The following is a 20,959-nucleotide window of genomic DNA, read 5'->3' on the forward strand; positions in this document are numbered from 1 at the left end:
ATATGGGGGGTATATTATGAAAATAAAAGTTGTATTATCAGGATATGGAACAGTAGGAAGAGAGTTTATAAAATTATTAAATGAAAAAAATTTATATATAAATGAAATATATGGAATAGATTTAGTGGTAAGTGGTGTATTAGGTAGAAATGTTGCAATACATAATGAGGACGGATTATCTATTCATCACTTATTAATGTATGGTGGCGGTAGCGCTGCAATTGAAGAATATATTGAACATCATCCGAAGGAACGAGCAACAACTAGCATAAGTGGAACTGTATTAGTAGAATCAACAGTTACAAACCTTAAAGATGGAAATCCAGGAAAACAATATATAAAACAAGCGATTGAGAAACATATGGATATTGTCGCAATTTCAAAAGGCGCACTCGTTACAAACTGGAGAGAAATAAATGAAGCAGCAAAAATCGCAAATGTACGAATTCGATATAGTGGTGCAACTGCTGCGGCATTACCGACACTAGATATTGGGCAATTTAGTTTAGCTGGATGCCATATTGAAAAAATAGAAGGAATATTAAACGGGACTACAAATTATATTCTTTCAAAAATGAATGAGGAAGATATTACGTTTGAAGAAGCACTGAAAGAAGCGCAAAGTAAAGGAATTGCTGAAACGAACCCAATATTAGATGTAAGTGGTTCTGATAGTGCGTGTAAATTGTTACTTTTGACAAACAGTTTAATGGGAACAGAAAATACGCTTACCGATATACATATAAAAGGAATCGAACATGTTACACAACAACTAATTCGAAATGCTAAAGACCATAATAAATATATTAAATTAATAGCTTCAGCATATACGGATAAGGATGGTAAAGTGGCTCTTCATGTGGAGCCACACGAAATAGATAAAGATCATCCGCTAGCAAATGTAAATGGGACAGAAAAAGGAATTACCTTCTTTACTGATACGATGGGGCAAGTTACTACAATTGGTGGTGCATCAAATCCACGCGGAGCCGCAGCAGCAGCTTTAAAAGATATAATTAACTTATACCGTAAAGATTTATCACTTAGTAACAGGCAGTAAAACACCTGGTTCGTGAGGGATAATAATCAGTGGGCGATAACAGCCCATTGATTAAAGTTCCACTTTATAAGACCGTACCGCCCTTTATAAAAAATACATATGTAGTGGACCTTTTGAGAAAGAAATAAATATGCAAAAATGATTGCAGGGGGTAAGGAATTGTTTAAAGATTTTAAAGTTGTGAAAGATCGTCCTGTTTATATTCAATTGAAAGATTATTTGAAAAAGATGATTATGAAAGGTCATTTGCTCGGGGATCAAAAAATCCCTTCAACTAGGGAACTAAGTGAATTACTAAGTGTGAGCAGAAATACTGTGCTCGCTGCTTATGCAGATTTAGAGCAAGAAGGACTCATTTATGCAGTTAAAGGTAAAGGGAATTTTGTAGCGAAGGTTGATATATCGAACACTTCGTCTGTTGAAATAGATTGGAAAAATAAACTTAATACAGTTACCTTATTAGCGGATGAATTAGATTTAATGAAACATGGTGTTCGCTGGGAAAAAGGAATGATTGTTTTTAATAGCATTGCTCCGGACGAAAAGCTATTTGATGTGGAAAATTTCAAAAGAGCTTTTCTTACTCGTATGTCCATTGAAGGGGATGTCGTATTAAACTACGGATACGCAAAAGGTTATAGACCTTTAATGAATTATCTACTTCATTATATGGAAATGAAAGGTGTAGATATTTCGAACAAAGATATTTTAATTACAAATGGATTTACAGAAGGATTAGACATCGTACTATCCTCGTTATCGAAGAAATCAGGGCGGGTTATTTGTGAGAATCCAACTCACCATGCGGCATTGAAGCTTTTCCGTTTACATGGACTTGAAGTTCACGGAATTAATATGAATGAAGATGGCATCGATACAAACGAAGTAGAAAAAAGTTTGCGTGAAAAAGAGTTTGATTTCGCGTATTTAATTCCTTCCTATCATAATCCAACCGGTATTGTTACGAGTTCGGAGAAAAGAACGGAACTGATGAGATTATTCTCAAAATATAAGGTTCCTATTATAGAAGATGGATTTAATGAGGAGCTACGTTATTCAGGTTCGCATTTAGCACCATTATTAACTTTTGCTGGAGCTGGTAATAATGTAATTTATATTAGTAGCTTTTCAAAGGTACTTTTCCCTGGTTTACGTGTAGGCTGGATTATCGCAGATAAAGAACTGATTCATCATTTAGAAAGTGTAAAAAGAGCAAGAACGATTCACACATCTACGTTAGATCAAGCTGTTCTATTTCAATATTTACATGAAGGATATTTTGAAAAATATTTAAAAAAGGCAAGATCAGTTTATAAGAAAAAATATGAGTTAGCTGTTGGGGCGTGTAACGAGTACATTCCGTTTCAAAGAATGACCGGTGATGGTGGACTTCATTTATTTATAGAGTTAGAAGAAAAAATTCATGCCCGCACACTTTTACAAAAGTGTTATGAGCAAGGGGTTACATTTTCTCCTGGAGATGTTTTTTATTCTGATGGAGGAGGAGCGACTACTTTTCGATTAGGGTTTTCACGTCTGAAAGAAGAAGAAATAGTTCGTGGAATAAAAATAATCGGTGATACAATAAAAAATGAAATTTGGAGTTGAGGAAATGAGAATTGGCGTTATTATGGGTGGAGTATCCTCTGAAAAACAAGTATCAATTATGACTGGAAATGAAATGATTGCAAATTTAGATAAAAATAAATATGAAATCGTACCAATTACATTAAATGAAAAAATGGATTTAATCGAAAAAGCGAAAGACATTGATTTTGCGCTCCTCGCATTACACGGAAAATACGGGGAAGATGGGACGGTTCAAGGCACGCTTGAAAGTTTAGGGATTCCTTATAGCGGGAGCAATATGTTATCTAGCGGTATATGTATGGACAAAAATATTTCGAAAAAGATTTTACGCTATGAAGGTATAGAAACACCCGATTGGATTGAACTTACAAAAATGGCGGATCTAAATCTTGATGAATTAGATAAGTTAGGATTTCCGTTAGTGGTAAAGCCCAACTCTGGCGGATCAAGTGTTGGGGTAAAGATTGTATATGATAAAGATGAATTAATTTCAATGCTGGAAACTGTGTTTGAATGGGATTCTGAAGTAGTAATAGAGAAGTATATAAAAGGTGATGAGATTACATGTTCCATTTTTGATGGAAAACAGTTACCTATTATTTCAATCCGACATGCAGCTGAGTTCTTTGATTACAATGCAAAATATGATGATGTTAGTACAATTGAAGAAGTTATCGAACTTCCAAGAGAATTGAAGGAACGTGTAAACGAAGCGTCACTGGCTTGCTATAAAGCATTAAAATGCAGCGTTTATGCAAGAGTGGATATGATGGTGAAGGATGGTATTCCATATGTAATGGAGATTAACACATTACCAGGGATGACACAAGCAAGTTTACTACCGAAAAGTGCAGATGCAGCTGGTATTCATTATAGTAAACTATTAGATATGATTATTGAAACTTCATTGAGAGTAAGAAAAGAAGAAGGATTTTAAGTAGCGGTATCATGAATACTTTTGACAGTAACATGAAGTATGTTATGATGAATACAATACGAAAACTTAATATTTATCCACTAGGGGGGCCTAATATAGGCTGAGATCAAATGAGAATTTGAGACTCTTAGTACCTGATCTGGTTAATGCCAGCGTAGGGAAGTGGGAAAGACATTACTATTTTATGAATAAATACTGTCAATTTCACTTTCTTTACGTCTGTAAAGAAAGTTTTTTTATTTTAAAGCGTTAATAACTGTGGATAAATACGTATAATAAATAAATTACTTGGAGGGATTTAAATGACTTTTTCACAATCATTACGTAAAGAAGTAGATTCAATTTGGGAAGCTAGTTTTCATCATCCTTTTGTAAAAAAACTTGGCGAGGGAACGTTAGATTTAGCTAGTTTTCGCTATTACGTGCTTCAAGATTCATATTATTTGAGTCATTTCGCTAGAGTACAAACTTTAGGAGCTGCAAAGGCTCTAGAATTAGAAACGACAGCTCGTATGGCACACCATGCTCAAAATACATATGAAGCAGAATTATCTTTACATGAGAATTTTGCGAAGAAACTAGGGATTACACAAGAAGAAAAAGATAATTTTATCCCTGCTCCAACTGCATATGCGTACACGTCACATATGTATCGTGCTGCGTATGAAGGACATTTAGGTGATATCATTGCAGCAATTTTACCTTGCTATTGGTTATATTATGAAATTGGTGAGCGTTTAAAAGAGTGTCAGCCAGAAGAGCCAATTTATAACGAATGGATTTCTGCTTATGGATCTGATTGGTTCCGTACGCTAGTTGAAGAGCAAATTACAAGATTAGATACTATCGCTGAAAACGTAACAGAGTCTGACCGTAAGCGAATGAAACAGCATTTCATTATTAGCAGTCAATATGAATATTCATTTTGGGAAATGGCTTATACTTTAGAAAAGTGGCCAGTGAATACAGAAGTAGAAGATGTCATTGGATAATGAGTAGGGGTATTGCTATACATAGGTATGGATAATACCTATGTATATGATTTCATAAAAGAAGTATCGCAAAAAGACGCATCAATCTAAGTGCGTCTTTTTTCAATTTATAAAAATGAGCCTATGGAAAAATAACCTAAAAATAGGTATATGAACAAGGTGCATTATCTAGTGATAGGTCATATTTTGTAGGTGTACGTATTGAACTTAATTTATCCCACGTTAACGGACAGTAAAACTCCCACCTCAAAATTCAGTTGGAGCAAAGAAGTTAAGTGGGAGATCAACTGTCCGTAAACGTCCGATTGGTTCAACTAATAATCAGTGGGGGATGAACAAAACCCCCACTGATTAAAGTTTCACTTTATAGCGCTATTTCTACTTAGATTGAACGAACAGAAATATAGGGAAGCATTGAAAAGGTTGAAGTTTATAAACGGAGGTCATGAAAATGAATAAGTTTCAACAAGAACTACAAGCGTTAAGCCTTAATGATTACCAATCTGGAAATATTGTGTATTGGGACCAGCAAAACCAATATCCATATTACTATATTGAAGATGATGCTCGTCGCTGTGGCGGTTGTGGTCGTTGTGGTGGTTGTGGCGGTCGCTGTGGTGGATTTCGTTGTGGTGGATTCCGTTGTATTGGTTGCTTCGGTTGTTTTGGTTGTGGCGGTTGTGGTGGCTGTGGTAGTTGTTCTAATTGTTTTAGTGGTTTTAATGGTACTACTGATACAACTGGTACTATTGTAACATATGAATATTGATAAGAGAAAAAAGGAATCCATTAGTGAAGTATTATACAATTTTTGTAAAAAATCAATCAAAACACATGTAGCATCCTTTCATTTAAAGAAACAAGTTATCCCACCTTTTTATAAACATTGTGACTTTATTTCAAATCAACAATCAAATGTCTTTTTTATGTTCTATACCCTTTACGCGATCTTGGACTTTCGTAAGTAAATTTATTGCACCAGAACCAAAAAGAAGGGCTGCTATCAGCCCTTCTTTCTTTTTTCATATTTCTCATATAATTAAACTTAATCATAAAAAAATCTTACCACCTTATAAATTGTTACAACCAAGGCTAAGAATCCATTTCCACTAAGAACAAAACCAATCCAATGAAAATATTTACGTTTCTGAATTAAACATCTCGATCCAAAAAGAATTTTAAATTTTATTTTACTTTATATTACGATTTATAGACCTGAAACCATTTTATTGTGATATAATTTGTTTTTGTCATTATGAATGTATATATGTTAGGAGTTTTTTTATGGAAATCGGTTCTGAATTAAAAAATGGTCGCCACTCATTTTTTGATGGTGGATTATTCAGCTTTATTGGTTGGAGTATCCTTGGTGTACTTATTACAGTTTTTACCCTTGGTATTTGTTACCCTTGGGCTTTATGTATGGTTTATGGTTGGAAAATAAATCATACAGTAGTTAACGGGCACCGTATGAAATTCAATGGTTCTGCTGTAGGCTTGTTTGGTAATTGGATAAAATGGTTGCTCTTATCAATTATCACTCTAGGAATCTACTCATTCTGGGTTTTCATTAAACTTGAAGACTGGAAAGTAAAAAATACTACATTTATAAATTAAAAAACATTAGCTTTATAATACCAGTCTATAACGACTGGTATTTTTATTTATGGTATGAAAAACGAAAATATAGATAAATAGCCCATGCTCATTCAGTTAACAAATATGAATACCTCCAGAACAAAAATTCCATACATTTTGAAAGAAACCTTTTTATTTTTCGCTCTGAAGAATATCCGTTTCTTAAGTTAATGGTTTTGAAGTCATCCTTAAATGAAAAATTTCTGTTTCTACATTTAGTTATTTTGAGACTTTTCTTTTTCTTAAACTGTTGGATATGAGTACCTTCTAGTATAAATTTACCATTTAAAAAAGTGATTCTAACAACATTAGGATTGTATCATATAGCACAATGTAATTTGTGTTACATAGCAAGAAAAATAATCAAAATTTAAAGCCTGAAAAAGAAGCACCAAAGCAAATTACATTGGTGTTTCTTTTTTTGCGCTTTCGGGCACAGTGGTTCCTGCAGTACTATTATAAAAGCAATTTCGGATGTAAGGAATTTGTAAGTAATAGGTAAGGAAAAAGAGATTTTCTTTGTATATGATAAAAATATAAAGTGGCGCGAAGGGGGAAAAGGGTACGACTTATATATGAAAAACAAACCAGTAACAAGAGTGTTTTAAAGAAAATAAGTAATTTCTAGAGTTAACATACATGTGGAAAAGAGAGCGAAGGCATTTTAAATTGAAGTTTGTTTATAATAGTTTTTTAACCTGTTAGGGGGATCGTAAAGTAGATTATTAATCGCCTTGAAAATATCTATGACCTTATAGTACTAGGCATGCTGTATTAAAAATTTTAATTTTGAAGGGAGAATTAATATATATGAGTACGAAAAAAAGAATGGGTAGTAAGTTATTACTTGTCAGTGCAATTTGTGCGATAACTATTCCTTCGGTTTCATATGCGGAGGAAGTAATGTCACCTAAAAATTTTGAGGATTATTCAAACTTGTTTGAGGGACGGAATAAGGACGTATTGAAAAGAAGTTTATATCCAAATACATACAATAATCCGTTTAGTCACCAAATTAAATCGACATTAAAGGAAACAAACACAAATATAAAAAAAATAGACAATATTGAAGAGGGAAATCCCGTTATATCTACTGCTTTTTCATTTGTCTGTTCTATGCATACTGAAGATTATAAATCTGCATTTGATTTAACTTCTCGATCATTACAGAAAATAATATCTGAAAAATGGTTGAAGAACTATTGGGAAGAACTTCCTACGCAATTACAAAAAGGTTCTTTTATAGAAATTGGAGAGGTTACACAAAAAGAGACAAATTCTGTTCATACAAATGTAGAGATTAACTTAGTTTTTGAACAAATTACTGTACCTTTACTAATAAAACTAGATCCATCTGGAAAAATAGATGATTTTCAACTCAGTATGCCGTTTAGTCCTGTTGCAGATCGGCCATCATATAGTAATCCTAAATCATTTGTTGATAAAGAAGTAGTAGTTGGAAGTGGTGCATTTCCATTACCAGGAACATTATCTGTTCCAAAGGGAAAGGGTCCTTTTCCAGCGGTTATTCTTGTTCATGGAGCTGGAGCAGCCGATCAGGATTCCGCAACGTATGCTTTAAAACCATTTCGTGATTTAGCTGAAGGTCTTGCCTCGAAAGGAATTGCTGTTCTTTGCTATAATAAACGAACCTATGAACATAGATTGAAAACAGAACTTAGTCCTTTTTATACAGTTGATAAAGAGACAACAGATGATGCACTTCTTGTGACTCATTTTCTTCAAAATGAACCTATGATAGATAAGAATCAAATTTATATTCTTGGTCATAGTCAAGGTGGAATGATGATTCCGAGGATAATTGAAAAAAATCAAAATCAAAATATTGCTGGGGCAATTGTGATGGGAGGAGCGGGCAAGGCATTCACAGACAATGTTTTAGATCAACTGGAGTATCGTCTTTCTATTGGAGAAATGAAACCAGAAGAATATAAATTTCACAAATCGCGGTTTGAATTATTAAAGGATCCTAATTTCTCTAGTCAGAATCCGCCAAAGGGTTTTTCTTTAGGACCACCAGTATATTGGGATTCTATCCGTAAAATTAAAGCAGCAGAAATGTCAAAAAAACAAAAAACACCGCTTCTTATTCTTCAAGGAGAAAGAGACTATCAAGTTCTATCAAAAATTGAAATTCCTTATTGGAAAGAACAATTAAAAGAGAGAGATAACATTGATTATCGACTATATCCAAAGTTAAATCACTTCTTTACAGAAGGAGATGGAGAATTAAGTAAACCGGATGAATATTATAGTCCCGCTAATATCCCTGAGTATGTTATAAATGATATTGCTACTTGGGTGCAAGGAAGATCGAACTGAAATTAGCAGCCATATTTTTAAATAGCTATTTTCAGTTCTTAAGGTAGAAATAATAATAATATATTATGATGTGAATAACTATAACGAACGGAGTAAAGTTTCTTATTCAAATACTTTAGATTCTCAAACCTTGGGGCATGATCTATGCCTAGCGTCTTAATATTTTGAAGTATATACAAATACTCTAAACGAAAAAACGGTATTCTTTCTATCTATGATGTAGAAGGACTATCGTTTAATAATCGCTTATATGCCATCTTCAATAATAGCCATTATCATTTAGAACACACTAATACCAAATAATCATAAAAACATTCTTAATATCAAGAGTTTAACCAATCAGATATTTTTTTACTATTGAGTCGAAACCGGGGCATGATATTGATTTCTACTCAATTGATGAATGTTTAAAAGAGCGTCAGCCAGAAGAGCCAATTTATAAAGAATGGATTTCTACATCGGGTTGGTTCCGTACTTTAGTTGAAGAGCAAATTACACGATTAGATGCAATAGCTGAAAAAGTAACAGAGGCAGACCGAAATCGAATGAAACAGCATTTTATTATTAGCAGCCAATATGAATATTCATTTTGGGAAATGGCTTATACTTTAGAAAAGTGGCCAGTGAATACAGATGTAAAAGAAGTAATTGGATAAAAAAGGTATTGTTGAACATAGGAATGAACAATACCTTTTTTATCGTTATTTTTGTAAAGTTATTGTAAATTGCAAATACAATACACTATTTATATTGTATAATTCGAATGTGCTATATTTAATATTAGTAGGTGGTGATGTATATGTTGTGTTTTATAAAGTATAGAAGATAAACAATTATTATTTTTTAATTATAATGTATTATTCGAATAAATTAATAATAATTAAATTTTAAAGAACCGGGTTTTAATTGATTAGATTATGTAACGTAACGGTTTCTTCTAGTTTTTAGATGATCAAGGCAAATGAAGAAAGGAAGTATCCATTACATGGAAAAACTACGGTTATTAACATTTGAGAATATTGTAGAGCCGCTTTTAAATGAAAGTGTATCATTTATATACTTTCCTATCGAATGGCTTGATATTGTAGAAATACATTATAAGACATTTTTATTAACAAGTAAGTTAAAAAGATTGAATGAAAGATTATATGATATGTTTTCTGATATATTATTTATTCAGCACAATCCATATGTATTAAATGAAAATACACCATGGATTGTATGCAAAGAACCTATTAGAAAAGAACAACTCGATTATATTTTCCAAAGTTGGTATGAGGTTATACATGATTGGAAACCTAATAAATTAATAGAATCGCCAAAATATGAATGGCATTACGATTTAATTTCTAATTTAACAGTACTACATGATAATGAAGTATATTCTAAGTGGTTGCCCGCTTTAATTTCACATATTTTTTGTGAACAATCTGTACGATTAGAGAATATTAACGAAGAAGATATATATTTTTCTCCGCTTAGATCACAAAATATTTGTGAGGCAATGTCAGAGCCTATTAAAGATGAAAAAACACAAGATTATTTCGCCTACGTATATCGGTTCGAATGTATCACGCGCGGTGGCGAGAATATTCCGTTATTAAATGTTTCAATAGGAATTCGGAGGTTTTATCAAGAATATAATCATCCAGATATTCCTTTGCTATTAAGACGAAAACGGGGCATGATATTGGTTTCTACTCCAGAATTTTCATCAAATAATACAAAATTACGATTTGTAAAACTAAAAGTACAACAAGCTACAAACGGCATAAAATGGATTAAAATATTTAGAAGTTTAAAAGATGATTTTCATATAGGTGGAGAAGTTGAATTAGAGCATATTCTTCAATATCCGAAAGATTATATGCTAGGAGCAAACATTAGGGTGTTGCTTCCATACAATGAGAGAATATATAAAGTTCAAGGTACAAAAATAAAACCTGGTATAAAAGTAAAGGAAAGTGAGTATCTTTTTAAATGGTTTCAGCAAAAATTCTCTCATTTCACATTACTACCAGAATGTAATAAGCTAGCAACAAATAATGAAAATGAATTATTCCCTTTAATTGCACCAAAAGGATTAGAGACTATAACGTTAGAACTATGGTCTGAAAAAATATCGTTGGAAGTTGAACAAGCGTTATTTGAAAATGAAATTGTGTTAGCTCAAATTGGCGAGTCATCATATGTATTAAATGCAGATTCTCCAGTATTATTAAAAATAGTAAGATATAATATTGAAAAAGTATTGCAAAATCCATATAAAATGCAATATTGTCAGAAATACAAAACAAATTTAGTAGAGGATGTTATGAAAGCCGTTTATGCTACTGCAGGTGAGCGCAATGATGCGACGTTGGCGTTAATCGCAATGAAAAATTGTGATGGGCGTGAAAAAATTGATCCAAAGCAAATCGTTAGAGAAGGGTTTGCACGAACTAACCGTATTTCAGCATTTATTAATTTATTTATTGGCCAAAGTGTATCTCGTAAAACAATTATTAATTGTATCCTTAGTTTATTAGAACAAAAAGGATTTTTGAAACGTAGTTGGAATAAAATAAATTTACCTTGTACATATGTTAATTTATCAATTGAGCGAATCTCGAAATTTGATTTCTTACCTATTTTTTCACAAATAAAAGGAAAAGAAATTTCATATAAACTATATGGGAATACAGAGTGGCAAACGATTGATCGTTTATTATTAAATATAAATAAACATAATGCCTTTTTACCGCAGCCTTCAAAAAGAAATGATATGGAGATTCTATTTAAACAATTTGTTTCTGAAACATTATCAGGAATTTTACAACATGTAAAAGAGCAAAATGAACAAGTGTATTTCATTATAGATGCGAATTTAAGAAAACATTGGATAAAAGAGTTACAAAATAAAAAAATTGATATAGATACTTTCCCTGAGATTGTTCCTGATGTGCTAAAGGTTCCAAACTTAAATATTATAAGAATAAATAAAGCTTTTGATACACCAAAATACGGTATGATAGAACGTGATGATGTTCCGGATGGCACAAGTTTATATACAGATCAAAAGGGGATGTATTATAGCGCTGGTGAATATTCTTTGAATGATAGTGAAACATTGCAGCGATACATACTTGAAATTTTACCTTTAGGTGTAAAATCTGTAGAAAGGAATTATATCGCCAAAATGATACATTACATGTGCTGTAATTCAAGTATGCTGTTAGAAAAGGATGTACACATGCCGTATTCCATGCATATGGCGAAAGTAGTAAAGGGCTATATGACGGATATAGATGCAAGAGAGTTTAAAGAGTTTGATGATGAACTGGATGTAGATATTATGAAAATAGAAAAGAAAGATTCAATATTCTGCTCTAAATAATAGTAGACAAATCCTGCTCATTATATCGGTCAGGATTTGTCATTTTTCCATGTAAATAAGGATATCTTTTGTCATGTATCTTCTCTTTTACGTATTTACTTTATTTACATACAGGATTAAGATGTTTTTTAGAAATAAAAAACTACATCATTTGGGAAAGCAATATGAATTGATTCAAAAGAAATTTGAAAGGAATGAGGAATTGTGAAGAAATTAGATGTGTTATTAATGCTATTGAGCGGCCTCTTTCCGGTTGCAGGAATTATAAAGCAAATCCCACTAGAACAATCTTTATATATCGGGGGCCTTTTATTTTTTACTAGTTTTGGTAGCTATTTTGCGAAAAAAATATATTCACGTATATGTAGTTGGATAGCGTATGCGCCATTTATAACACTACTGTTAGTCATTTGGCATCAAGATATTTCAACAAGTTCAATAATAGGGAATGCGAAAATCGCCGCTTGTATCGCTTTAATTCCATGTTTATTCCGTTTTCGTACATATGGACTTACTTTCGGTTTATTCTCATTATGGGCCGCTTTACTTTGGGATATTAAAGAAGTACAGTCTTTAGTCATACTTGAACGTATGTCGAGTTTAATGACAAGTCATTACTTATATCTTCTACTGTTAGTTGGAGGACTTATATTAGGTGGATTACTTGCGATGTTATTACATCGTAAAGAGCAGGATGATAATAAAGAAAATATAAATCTATTTCAACAAAAAAAGAAGCGCAAAAAATTATCATTTAAGATTCCACTTCCTAGATTACCGAAATTAAAGATCAAATTATTTAAGTTTGGTGGAAAAGCATCAAAACGAAAAACGCCAGAAAAAATACGTGAGCATAATTACGAAGAACCAGCTTCAGCTGCAACATATGAAATGGCAGAGCAAATACAACAAGGTACTGCTCAAGGACAAACGAGGATGGAACGTCGTAGAAATAGGTATAATGTATAAGAAATTTCAGTAAACCCTTTAATGATGTATCATTAAAGGGTTTTTTTATGTAATTAAATATAGATTGCCAATACGGAATTCATAGCATACTCTAAAGATGAGCAATTAAATAAAATAATGGGAGGACAAAATGTTGATTATTACATATATTTCTGTCTGTATATTATTTTTAGTTAGCTTTTTACATGTTTACTGGGCTTTCGGAGGTAAGTGGGCGACAAATAGTGTCATTCCAACAAAATCTGGAGAAAAGGCATTTATACCAGGTGTAGGGATGACATTGTTCATTGCGTTATTATTAAGTATGGTAGCAATGATTTTATTACAACAAACAAATGTTGTTCATTTCGAAGTTCCTAATAGTATTGTTCAATTGGGCTCCTGGATTTGTATGATTGTTTTTTTTATAAGAGTAATTGGTGAGTTTCATTATTTTGGCATCTTTAAGCGAAAAAAAGATACGCGTTTTGCTATAATGGATACTGTTTTATATATACCACTTTGTGCATTTTTATCTTTATCGTTCTTACTAGCAATTATAACGTGAACATAAAATAGTAGCTGCTTTTTCTAAAATAAATAAACGTGAATTAGCAAGGAGTAAAAGTGAGAAATCTAGTAGTAAATAAAAAGGATGTAAGCGTCTTCTTATCGAAATATAGATTATTATGAAAGGCGGTGACACTATGAAGTATGTAAAAGTCTGTATGAATGGCGGAAGTGAACACAAATTCTCGATGACTTTAGATCGGTTTGAAGAACTTATTACTACAGAGAATGGACTATTAGAAAATAAATTAGTTAGTATTGAAAATGTAATGATTAATCCTACTAATATATCTTCTGTAGTTGAAAAAATTGGTGTACCGGCTAAGTTTATGGAAGCTTAAAAATCGATACATAAAAAAAACATCCATAAGGATGTTTTTTTATGTGTAAATATAATAATTACACAATTAATAAATGAGCAGAATTTTTAGCAATACGTATACATTTGATGTTTAATAGATGCACAATAAAATAAGTACAAGCATATATTATATTGTAGGACAAGACCTTCGTGTCCTACTTAATACTCAGAAAAAACCTCTATCACATGAGAGCATCCAATTGCAGGGTGCTCTTTTTTTATCCCGTTCTTTAACTTTCAATTTTAAACATATCTTTGATGTTAATAAATATTAAAAATAATATAATAGCAAAAATTAAGTTTGATAAATAGAAATCTTGATGAAATAGTAGTTCAAAGATGACATCGAAAACATATAATATGGCGATAGTAGGTAATATACAAATAAATATAAATCTCCAATTTTTTAAATAATGTTTATAAGTAGTAATCGCTTTCTCCATGCATATAGCTCCTATATTTTTTATTTTCTATATAATTATACATTTAAATAAAGGGATTTACAAAAAGAATATTTAGTAATTAAGAATTGTAGGAGAGATTTTGTTGAAAATGTGGATAGCTGTAGCAATCTGAATAATAAATGCTTTTACTTAAAAAAACTTTAAAAGAATGATACTAAAATGATACACTATAATATACGTTATTTATGAAATGAATAGAGGGATTTGTATGATAGACAAAATCAAAAATGTTGTAGAGGATATGTATGAAGATGAAGCAAAACATTTACTTCAAAGTATTCTAATTCAGTTAAATTTGTTAGAAGAAAACTATAGTGAAGATGCAATTAAAAATTTGATGGATATTCCTAAGCAACTAACGAGTAATACATCATATATAAGAAATGTAAAAGAAAGCACACACGTACATATTGCGTTTGATGATTCAACAGCTGGATGTTTAAAATATATGCTTAGTCAAGAAGAACAATTGGAAGAGAGGGTTGTCGCTTTTTCTGAATTTTTTTCAATTGGGCCGATAAACAAGTTACATATGTATGAGGGACAACTTGCAAGACAGAAATGGTTAGTAAACAATTTAACTGCTTATGATAATTATTTTGAAGTAGAGTATTTACCAAGGTTTTTAGAAACTATGGAAGAACTACACACTATTCCTATTGAAACACCTATTACAATTTGGAAAGCTAATAACGCACATGAACATGTAGGCCTATGTTTTGTAATGGCGCAATTAAAAGATAAGAAAAACATTCGCGTTATTAATACGTCTGAAGCAAGTAAAGAAATATTAAAAAAAGAGTATGCTATTCGTGGAACAGGAGAATTATCGCCTGACAGTTTAGCTCTATTGCAAAAAAGTTTTGCAGCATTTCCGTATGTAACGAAAGAAAAGCGAATGGAGTATGAATATGAATGGGATAAATTATCGAATAGTACGGAGTTTTTAAGAGTTTGGAATGAAAATGAAGTGTATTCGGTACAAGAAGATTATTTTGATCAATTTATTATTGAATGCGCGAAAAGTGTAGGTGCTGATTGTGAGTTCCTAAAAGCTCCTAGAGTAATTGGTGAGGCACTTGGTCTTGCTGATCAGTTGGTTGGCGATACATTTTTAGAATATCGTTTAAAGCAATTAATTAAAAAAGAAGTTTTTGAATTTGAAGGTTCGTTAAATGAAATGCGTTTTTATAGTGTGAAGTTGAAATAGCAATTAAACAAAAATCCTCTTCTAATAAAGAATTAGAAGGGGATTTTTTGGGGAATAAAAGAGAAGTTTTTCCTTTATGGAAGTTTTATATAAAAAGAAAATTCATATATCATATAGAATTTATTAATAATTAGGAGGAGTAGCTCATTGAACAATCAGTTTTGTTCATGTCAATTAGATGATGCACCAAAGTTACTACCTCCATCGAACCTCCCCAGTTTACCTTCTGCATTTGCTACTCCTGTACCAACATCTCAAATGAGATCATGGATGTGCAATTGTTTAGGAAGATGGGGCTATTTAAGGTTAAATATACCTGCTACTTTTGGAAGAGATTTATGGTTTTTCCCAACAGAAGTTAGCCGGTTTGATGTATCAGGATATACTTGGCAAGATGGTCATCGTTTTAAGGAAACTTACCAATATAAACAAATTAGTAATTATATGTGCTTTGCATAGTGGCAAATAGGAGAGATTTATTTTTGATCTCTTCTATTTGTAGTTTGCAACATTTTTTATGAATTTAGGCTATACATAAGCTTCCTATAGGGGGCATATCACATATGAATGTTAAAGGTACTAAATGAAAAGTAGGTGATTTGTTAATATGTATAACCAGCAAAATTATCCATATGATCAAGGGATGTATTATAATCCGCAAAACTACGGGTATGAATCTGTAAATGAAATGAGAGAATTGGAACAAGAAGATTATAGACCAGATGATGCGGAAGATGCTCCAACGTCACCACCACCGTCACAAGCGCCGTCGTTACCGTCTACATTTGCTTCTCCAGCTCAAGCAGGGAATATGAAATCATGGATGTGTAACTGTCTAGGAAGATGGGGCTATTTACGTTTGCATCGTCCTGGACCTTTCGGAAGAGACTTATGGTTCTTCCCGACTGAAGTGAGGAGAAATGGGGTTTCAGGTTACACTTGGCAAGGTGGTCGCCGTCGTAAAGTAAGTTATCGCTATCAACAAATTAGTAATTTCATGTGCTTTGCGTAAAGAAAAGTGAGAGAGTAAAAGCATTTTACTCTCTCACTTTTTATTTTTCAATATAAGAAGTAAGATTTCGAATGAAAATTTACAATTTTCTCGTTTTTATTAGAGTATAATGCATATGTTGGTTGGTTTTCAAAAACAAATGAGAGTGAGGGAATACAATGTCAATGAAAAACAAAGTTGGGCTAAGAATAGAAGATGGTATTAATTTAGCTTCAGCTCAGTTTAAAGAAGATGCATATGAAATTTATAAAGAATCTAGAAAAGTGCAACCTATCTTATTTGTGAATAAAACTGAATTAGGTGCAGAGTGGCTTATTACAAGATATGAAGATGCTTTGCCACTATTAAAAGATAATCGCTTAAAAAAAGATCCGGCCAATGTATTTTCTCAAGATACATTGAATGTCTTTCTTACTGTTGATAATAGTGATTATTTAACGACGCACATGCTAAATTCAGATCCACCTAACCACAATCGTTTACGATCACTCGTACAAAAAGCTTTTACACCGAAGATGATCACGCAATTGGAAGGAAGAATACAGGATATTGCAGATGATTTGTTAAATGAAGTCGAGCGAAAAAGTTCATTAAATCTTGTTGATGATTACTCGTTTCCTTTACCGATTATTGTAATAAGTGAAATGCTAGGCATTCCAAAAGAAGATCAAGCGAAATTTAGAATTTGGTCTCATGCTGTCATTGCTTCCCCAGAAACACCAGAAGAAATAAGAGAAACTGAAAAGCAACTATCTGAGTTTATTACATATCTTCAATATTTAGTTGATAATAAACGAAAAGAGCCAAAAGAAGACTTGGTGAGTGCATTAATACTTGCGGAAAATGAAGGGTATAAACTTAGCGCCCGAGAACTATATTCAATGATCATGTTACTAATTGTGGCGGGACATGAGACAACGGTAAATTTAATAACAAATACGGTATTAGCACTTCTCGAAAATCCGGATCAATTACAGTTATTAAAAGAAAATCCAAAATTAATTGATGCAGCTATTGAGGAAGTATTACGATATTATTCTCCAGTTGAGGTTACAACTTCAAGATGGGCAGATGAACCTTTTCAAATTCACGACCGAACAATCGAAAGAGGAGATATGGTTGTCATTGCATTAGCTTCTGCAAACCGTGATGAAACGGTATTTGAAAATCCGGAAGTATTCGATATTACTCGGGAGAATAATCGTCATATTGCTTTTGGCCATGGTAGCCATTTCTGCTTAGGTGCTCCGCTTGCTAGGTTAGAAGCAAGGATTGCCATTACTACTTTATTTAATCGAATGCCTGAACTACAAATAAAAGGGAAACGTGAAGACATTAAATGGCAGGGTAATTATTTAATGCGTTCTTTAGAGGAATTACCATTAACATTCTAGAATATTTATTGTAGACATGCATACATAGAAAATGATTTACATAGAGTATGTATGTGTTATTTAAATTCGAAACGGAAGGGTGAAAACATCCCAATGATCAACTAATTCTATTTGTAAGAGATCTTCGTTAAAAAACGAAATATTCTTCTGAATAGGATTAGTCTGTGCATTTATAGAAAAGGGATGTATTTCGCTCTGCGAAAATATAGTCTTTTTATATGATTTGTGCTGCCTCCTGTTCAGAACATGAAATAGGGGGCTTTTTTATGTCGACAAATGTAGTAACGAAACAAAACAATGGGGTATCACAAGTATTAAAAAATCGGTTTGTGCAAGGAATTCTTGCATCAGCATTATTTTTACAAATTGGAATATGGGTTCGGAACTTTGCGGTATTACTATATGTAATGGAAATGACGAAAGGTGATGCTTTTGCTATTTCGATGATTTCGGTTGCTGAGTTTGCTCCAATCTTCATCTTTTCCTTTATAGGTGGAACCTTTGCTGATAGGTGGAAACCAAAGAAGACAATGATATGGTGTGAAACGTTAAGTTCCATTTCAGTATTCGCTGTATTAATTACACTTATGTTTGGAACATGGAAAATCGTGTTTTTTGTTACACTTATTTCTGCAATCCTTTCGCAGTTTTCTCAACCATCAGGTATGAAATTGTTTAAACAGCATTTATCAACGGAACAAATCCAATTAGCGATGTCTATATATCAAACAATATTTGCGATTTTTATGGTGTTAGGACCGATTCTTGGAACATTTATCTTTCATAGTTTTGGAATTTATATTTCAATTATCATAACAGGTATCGCTTTTTTACTGGCAGCAGCTGTGTTGTTATTTCTCCCGAAAGATCTTGAGAATAAAAATGAGAAAAAAGAAATCACGTTGTTACAGGAAATGCTAGACGGTATTAAATACGTAAAAAAGAAAAAAGCATTAACTTTGCTAGGGCTTTGTTTTATGGCAGCAGGACTCGGTATTGGTTTAATTCAGCCACTTGGTATATTTATTGTAACTGAGCAGTTAGGACTATCAAAAGAGAGTTTACAATGGTTACTAACAGTAAATGGTGCAGGAATGATTGTTGGCGGCGCTTTAGCGATGGTATTTGCGAAAAATGTTGCTCCGCAAAAGATGTTAATTGTAGGGATGTTCGGTCAGGCGATCGGCATTGGTATTATAGGTTATTCGACGAATTTATGGGTGACACTTACAGCACAACTTTTTAGTGGGTTAGCTCTTCCATGTATCCAAATAGGTATTAATACGCTCATTATTCAAAACAGCGATACAGATTTTATTGGTCGTGTAAATGGCATTTTAAGTCCACTATTCACCGGTTCAATGGTAGTAACAATGAGTATTGCTGGTTCATTAAAAGAGGTGTTCTCATTAAGTACGATGTATGAGGGCACAGCTTTACTATTTATAATTGGATTATTATTTATTTTACCTATATACAATTTAAAACCAGTAATAGCTGTAGAAAGTGAAATAAATGGTAAAGGAAGTGCTGTACAACATGAATCCTAATCCAAATGTTAAATATCCTATTGAAGGAAATCAAAATGTCCATTTTATAAAAAATACAATAACGAAAGCTAATATACTTGTTGGTGACTATTCTTATTATGATGCGAAAGATGGAGAAACATTTGAAGATCGAGTATTACATCATTATGAATTTCTTGGAGATCATCTTACTATTGGAAAGTTTTGTTGTATTGCAAATGGAGTTACCTTTATTATGAACGGAGCGAATCATCGGATGGATGGATTTTCGGCATATCCATTTAATATATTTGGAAATGGGTGGGAGAAGTATACACCTAATTTGTCTGATTTACCTTACAAAGGTGATACAGTTATAGGAAATGACGTTTGGATTGGTATGGATACAACTATTATGCCAGGAATAAAAGTAGGGGATGGTGCAATTATTGCAGCTAAATCTGTTGTGACTAGAGACGTAGCACCATATACAATTGTTGGCGGAAACCCTGCAAATAAAATAAAGGAACGATTTACAAATACAATAATAGAAGAATTATTGCAAATTCAATGGTGGCATTTTGACATTGAAAAAATAACAGAAAATATAGATGCTATTGTACGAGGAGATATTGAACCATTAAGAAAGCTAAAAAGGTAATAAAAAATGCATGACAAAGAGTATCATACCTCCGAATTTTGTTAATGATAATAGAACAAGGAGGTGTGATACTATGGCACAAGACGTTTTATGTGAAGTAAACAACTGTAAATTTTGGGCTAACGGCAATAAATGTAGTGCAGATGCAATTTATGTAGTAAGTAATAAAGGGAAACAAGCATCAACTACGGAAGAAACAGATTGCAAAACTTTCGATCCAGAAATATAAACTTTTAAAGGGTAGCCAAATCGTGGTTGCCCTTTTATTAATTATAGTATTGATAATAAATATCATTTTCATTCATTGTTTTTAACTTTTCTTGTTATTTTTTCATATTTTGTTCATAAGTGATGTAATCCAGAGCAATTCATGTTCAATACGTGATTTACTAAATGCAATGACTTCTGTAATAAAAGATGAGCTAACATCTAAAGATTGAATAGCAGTAAGCTGTTTATGTAGTACGTCTTGGCGTATTGTTAAAATTTCTTTTCTACCTTCGTAATCAAGTTTTTCAAATAGAGCGATACGTACAAGGAACTCAGCGTTATTTGTCGCAATTTTTTCAGGAAACTCTCTTAACATTTCTGAAAAAATTTCTTCACCTGTTTCAGTTATATCGTACATATTTCGGTTTGGCTTTCCGACTTGTTTATGTATTTTTTTCGTTATAGCACCCATATTTTCGAAGCGCCGAAGAGCGGGATAAAGTGTGTTATGATTTAATTCGAAATTCTCACCTAACCGGTTTTGAACATTTTTCTTTATTTCATATCCATGTTTTGGTCCAGTTGTTAATTCTGCTAATAGTAAAATGTCAACGTACATAAAAATCCCCCTTATATATTTCTCAAGTTCCCCAATGAAAAATCTCCTTTTGTATATGTTAAAATA

General features: G+C 32.3%; 19 protein-coding genes, 2 pseudogenes and 1 riboswitch. Of the genes and pseudogenes, 19 read left to right on the top strand and 2 right to left on the bottom strand.

Annotated features, from left to right (window positions below):
* Positions 1 to 16: 16 nt before the first annotated feature.
* From MKX31_RS10915 to MKX31_RS10970, 12 genes and pseudogenes are all read left to right on the top strand, one after another.
* Positions 17 to 1,060: a homoserine dehydrogenase gene (locus MKX31_RS10915; RefSeq protein WP_064475345.1), complete on the top strand. Its 1,044-nt coding sequence runs from the start codon at positions 17 to 19 to the stop codon at positions 1,058 to 1,060.
* A gap of 159 nt (positions 1,061 to 1,219) precedes the next feature.
* Positions 1,220 to 2,668 (top strand): MocR-like pyridoxine biosynthesis transcription factor PdxR, encoded by a 1,449-nt coding sequence (pdxR, locus tag MKX31_RS10920; protein ID WP_000471626.1) that lies wholly within the window; start codon positions 1,220 to 1,222, stop codon positions 2,666 to 2,668.
* A gap of 4 nt (positions 2,669 to 2,672) precedes the next feature.
* Entirely contained in the window at positions 2,673 to 3,587 is a 915-nt protein-coding gene (gene ddlB / locus MKX31_RS10925; RefSeq protein WP_064475969.1) for a D-alanine--D-alanine ligase, read from the top strand.
* Positions 3,588 to 3,659: 72 nt separating this feature from the next.
* A riboswitch (TPP riboswitch) is annotated at positions 3,660 to 3,765 on the top strand.
* 124 nt (positions 3,766 to 3,889) lie between these two features.
* The gene (tenA, locus tag MKX31_RS10930) at positions 3,890 to 4,579 is read left to right on the top strand and encodes a thiaminase II (RefSeq protein WP_098112046.1); all 690 of its coding nucleotides are present in this window, start codon (positions 3,890 to 3,892) and stop codon (positions 4,577 to 4,579) included.
* A 445-nt stretch (positions 4,580 to 5,024) separates the two neighbouring features.
* Positions 5,025 to 5,348, top strand: a complete 324-nt coding sequence (locus tag MKX31_RS10935; RefSeq protein WP_141669115.1) for a heterocycloanthracin/sonorensin family bacteriocin — start codon at positions 5,025 to 5,027, stop codon at positions 5,346 to 5,348.
* A 515-nt stretch (positions 5,349 to 5,863) separates the two neighbouring features.
* Positions 5,864 to 6,196, top strand: coding sequence for a DUF898 family protein (locus MKX31_RS10940; RefSeq protein ID WP_000402399.1), 333 nt, complete (start codon positions 5,864 to 5,866; stop codon positions 6,194 to 6,196).
* An 831-nt stretch (positions 6,197 to 7,027) separates the two neighbouring features.
* Positions 7,028 to 8,560 (top strand): alpha/beta hydrolase, encoded by a 1,533-nt coding sequence (locus MKX31_RS10945; RefSeq protein WP_340980810.1) that lies wholly within the window; start codon positions 7,028 to 7,030, stop codon positions 8,558 to 8,560.
* Between the two features lie 386 nt (positions 8,561 to 8,946).
* A pseudogene (locus MKX31_RS10950) lies at positions 8,947 to 9,216 on the top strand (thiaminase II); the annotation flags it as partial.
* 329 nt (positions 9,217 to 9,545) lie between these two features.
* Complete coding sequence (locus MKX31_RS10955; RefSeq protein WP_340980812.1) at positions 9,546 to 11,936, top strand: RNaseH domain-containing protein; 2,391 nt, start codon at positions 9,546 to 9,548, stop codon at positions 11,934 to 11,936.
* Positions 11,937 to 12,140: 204 nt separating this feature from the next.
* Positions 12,141 to 12,905, top strand: coding sequence for a DUF3959 family protein (locus MKX31_RS10960; RefSeq protein WP_098102617.1), 765 nt, complete (start codon positions 12,141 to 12,143; stop codon positions 12,903 to 12,905).
* A gap of 130 nt (positions 12,906 to 13,035) precedes the next feature.
* On the top strand, positions 13,036 to 13,452 hold the full coding sequence (locus MKX31_RS10965) for a DUF3995 domain-containing protein (protein ID WP_340980813.1): 417 nt from the start codon (positions 13,036 to 13,038) through the stop codon (positions 13,450 to 13,452).
* 139 nt (positions 13,453 to 13,591) lie between these two features.
* Positions 13,592 to 13,795, top strand: coding sequence for a hypothetical protein (locus MKX31_RS10970; RefSeq protein WP_000878362.1), 204 nt, complete (start codon positions 13,592 to 13,594; stop codon positions 13,793 to 13,795).
* Between the two features lie 250 nt (positions 13,796 to 14,045).
* Here MKX31_RS10970 and MKX31_RS10975 read toward each other — a convergent pair whose 3' ends face one another.
* On the bottom strand, positions 14,046 to 14,258 hold the full coding sequence (locus tag MKX31_RS10975; RefSeq protein ID WP_000409414.1) for a hypothetical protein: 213 nt from the start codon (positions 14,256 to 14,258) through the stop codon (positions 14,046 to 14,048).
* Between the two features lie 229 nt (positions 14,259 to 14,487).
* Between MKX31_RS10975 and MKX31_RS10980 the strand changes: the two genes are divergently transcribed.
* The 7 genes and pseudogenes from MKX31_RS10980 to MKX31_RS11010 all read left to right on the top strand — a co-directional run bounded on the left by MKX31_RS10980 (position 14,488) and on the right by MKX31_RS11010 (position 20,293).
* A complete protein-coding gene (locus MKX31_RS10980; RefSeq protein ID WP_149173583.1) occupies positions 14,488 to 15,489 on the top strand; it encodes a DUF1835 domain-containing protein in 1,002 nt (333 codons plus the stop codon).
* Positions 15,490 to 15,666: 177 nt separating this feature from the next.
* A pseudogene (locus tag MKX31_RS10985) lies at positions 15,667 to 15,948 on the top strand (hypothetical protein); the annotation flags it as partial.
* A 148-nt stretch (positions 15,949 to 16,096) separates the two neighbouring features.
* Positions 16,097 to 16,501 (top strand): hypothetical protein, encoded by a 405-nt coding sequence (locus tag MKX31_RS10990; RefSeq protein ID WP_064475354.1) that lies wholly within the window; start codon positions 16,097 to 16,099, stop codon positions 16,499 to 16,501.
* A 158-nt stretch (positions 16,502 to 16,659) separates the two neighbouring features.
* The gene (cypA, locus tag MKX31_RS10995; RefSeq protein WP_340980815.1) at positions 16,660 to 17,895 is read left to right on the top strand and encodes a cytochrome P450; all 1,236 of its coding nucleotides are present in this window, start codon (positions 16,660 to 16,662) and stop codon (positions 17,893 to 17,895) included.
* Between the two features lie 266 nt (positions 17,896 to 18,161).
* Positions 18,162 to 19,445: an MFS transporter gene (locus MKX31_RS11000; RefSeq protein WP_064475356.1), complete on the top strand. Its 1,284-nt coding sequence runs from the start codon at positions 18,162 to 18,164 to the stop codon at positions 19,443 to 19,445.
* The gene (locus MKX31_RS11005; RefSeq protein WP_064475357.1) at positions 19,435 to 20,064 is read left to right on the top strand and encodes a Vat family streptogramin A O-acetyltransferase; all 630 of its coding nucleotides are present in this window, start codon (positions 19,435 to 19,437) and stop codon (positions 20,062 to 20,064) included. Before MKX31_RS11000 ends, MKX31_RS11005 begins: the two co-directional genes overlap by 11 nt.
* Positions 20,065 to 20,137: 73 nt before the next feature.
* Complete coding sequence (locus tag MKX31_RS11010; RefSeq protein ID WP_000046093.1) at positions 20,138 to 20,293, top strand: DUF1540 domain-containing protein; 156 nt, start codon at positions 20,138 to 20,140, stop codon at positions 20,291 to 20,293.
* Between the two features lie 102 nt (positions 20,294 to 20,395).
* On the opposite strand, the gene MKX31_RS11015 is transcribed toward MKX31_RS11010, so the two are convergent.
* Positions 20,396 to 20,893, bottom strand: coding sequence for a PadR family transcriptional regulator (locus MKX31_RS11015; RefSeq protein ID WP_064475358.1), 498 nt, complete (start codon positions 20,891 to 20,893; stop codon positions 20,396 to 20,398).
* Positions 20,894 to 20,959 lie beyond the last annotated feature (66 nt).

The sequence above is a fragment of the Bacillus sp. FSL M8-0063 genome, assembly GCF_038005545.1.
Lineage (GTDB): Bacteria > Bacillota > Bacilli > Bacillales > Bacillaceae_G > Bacillus_A > Bacillus_A wiedmannii.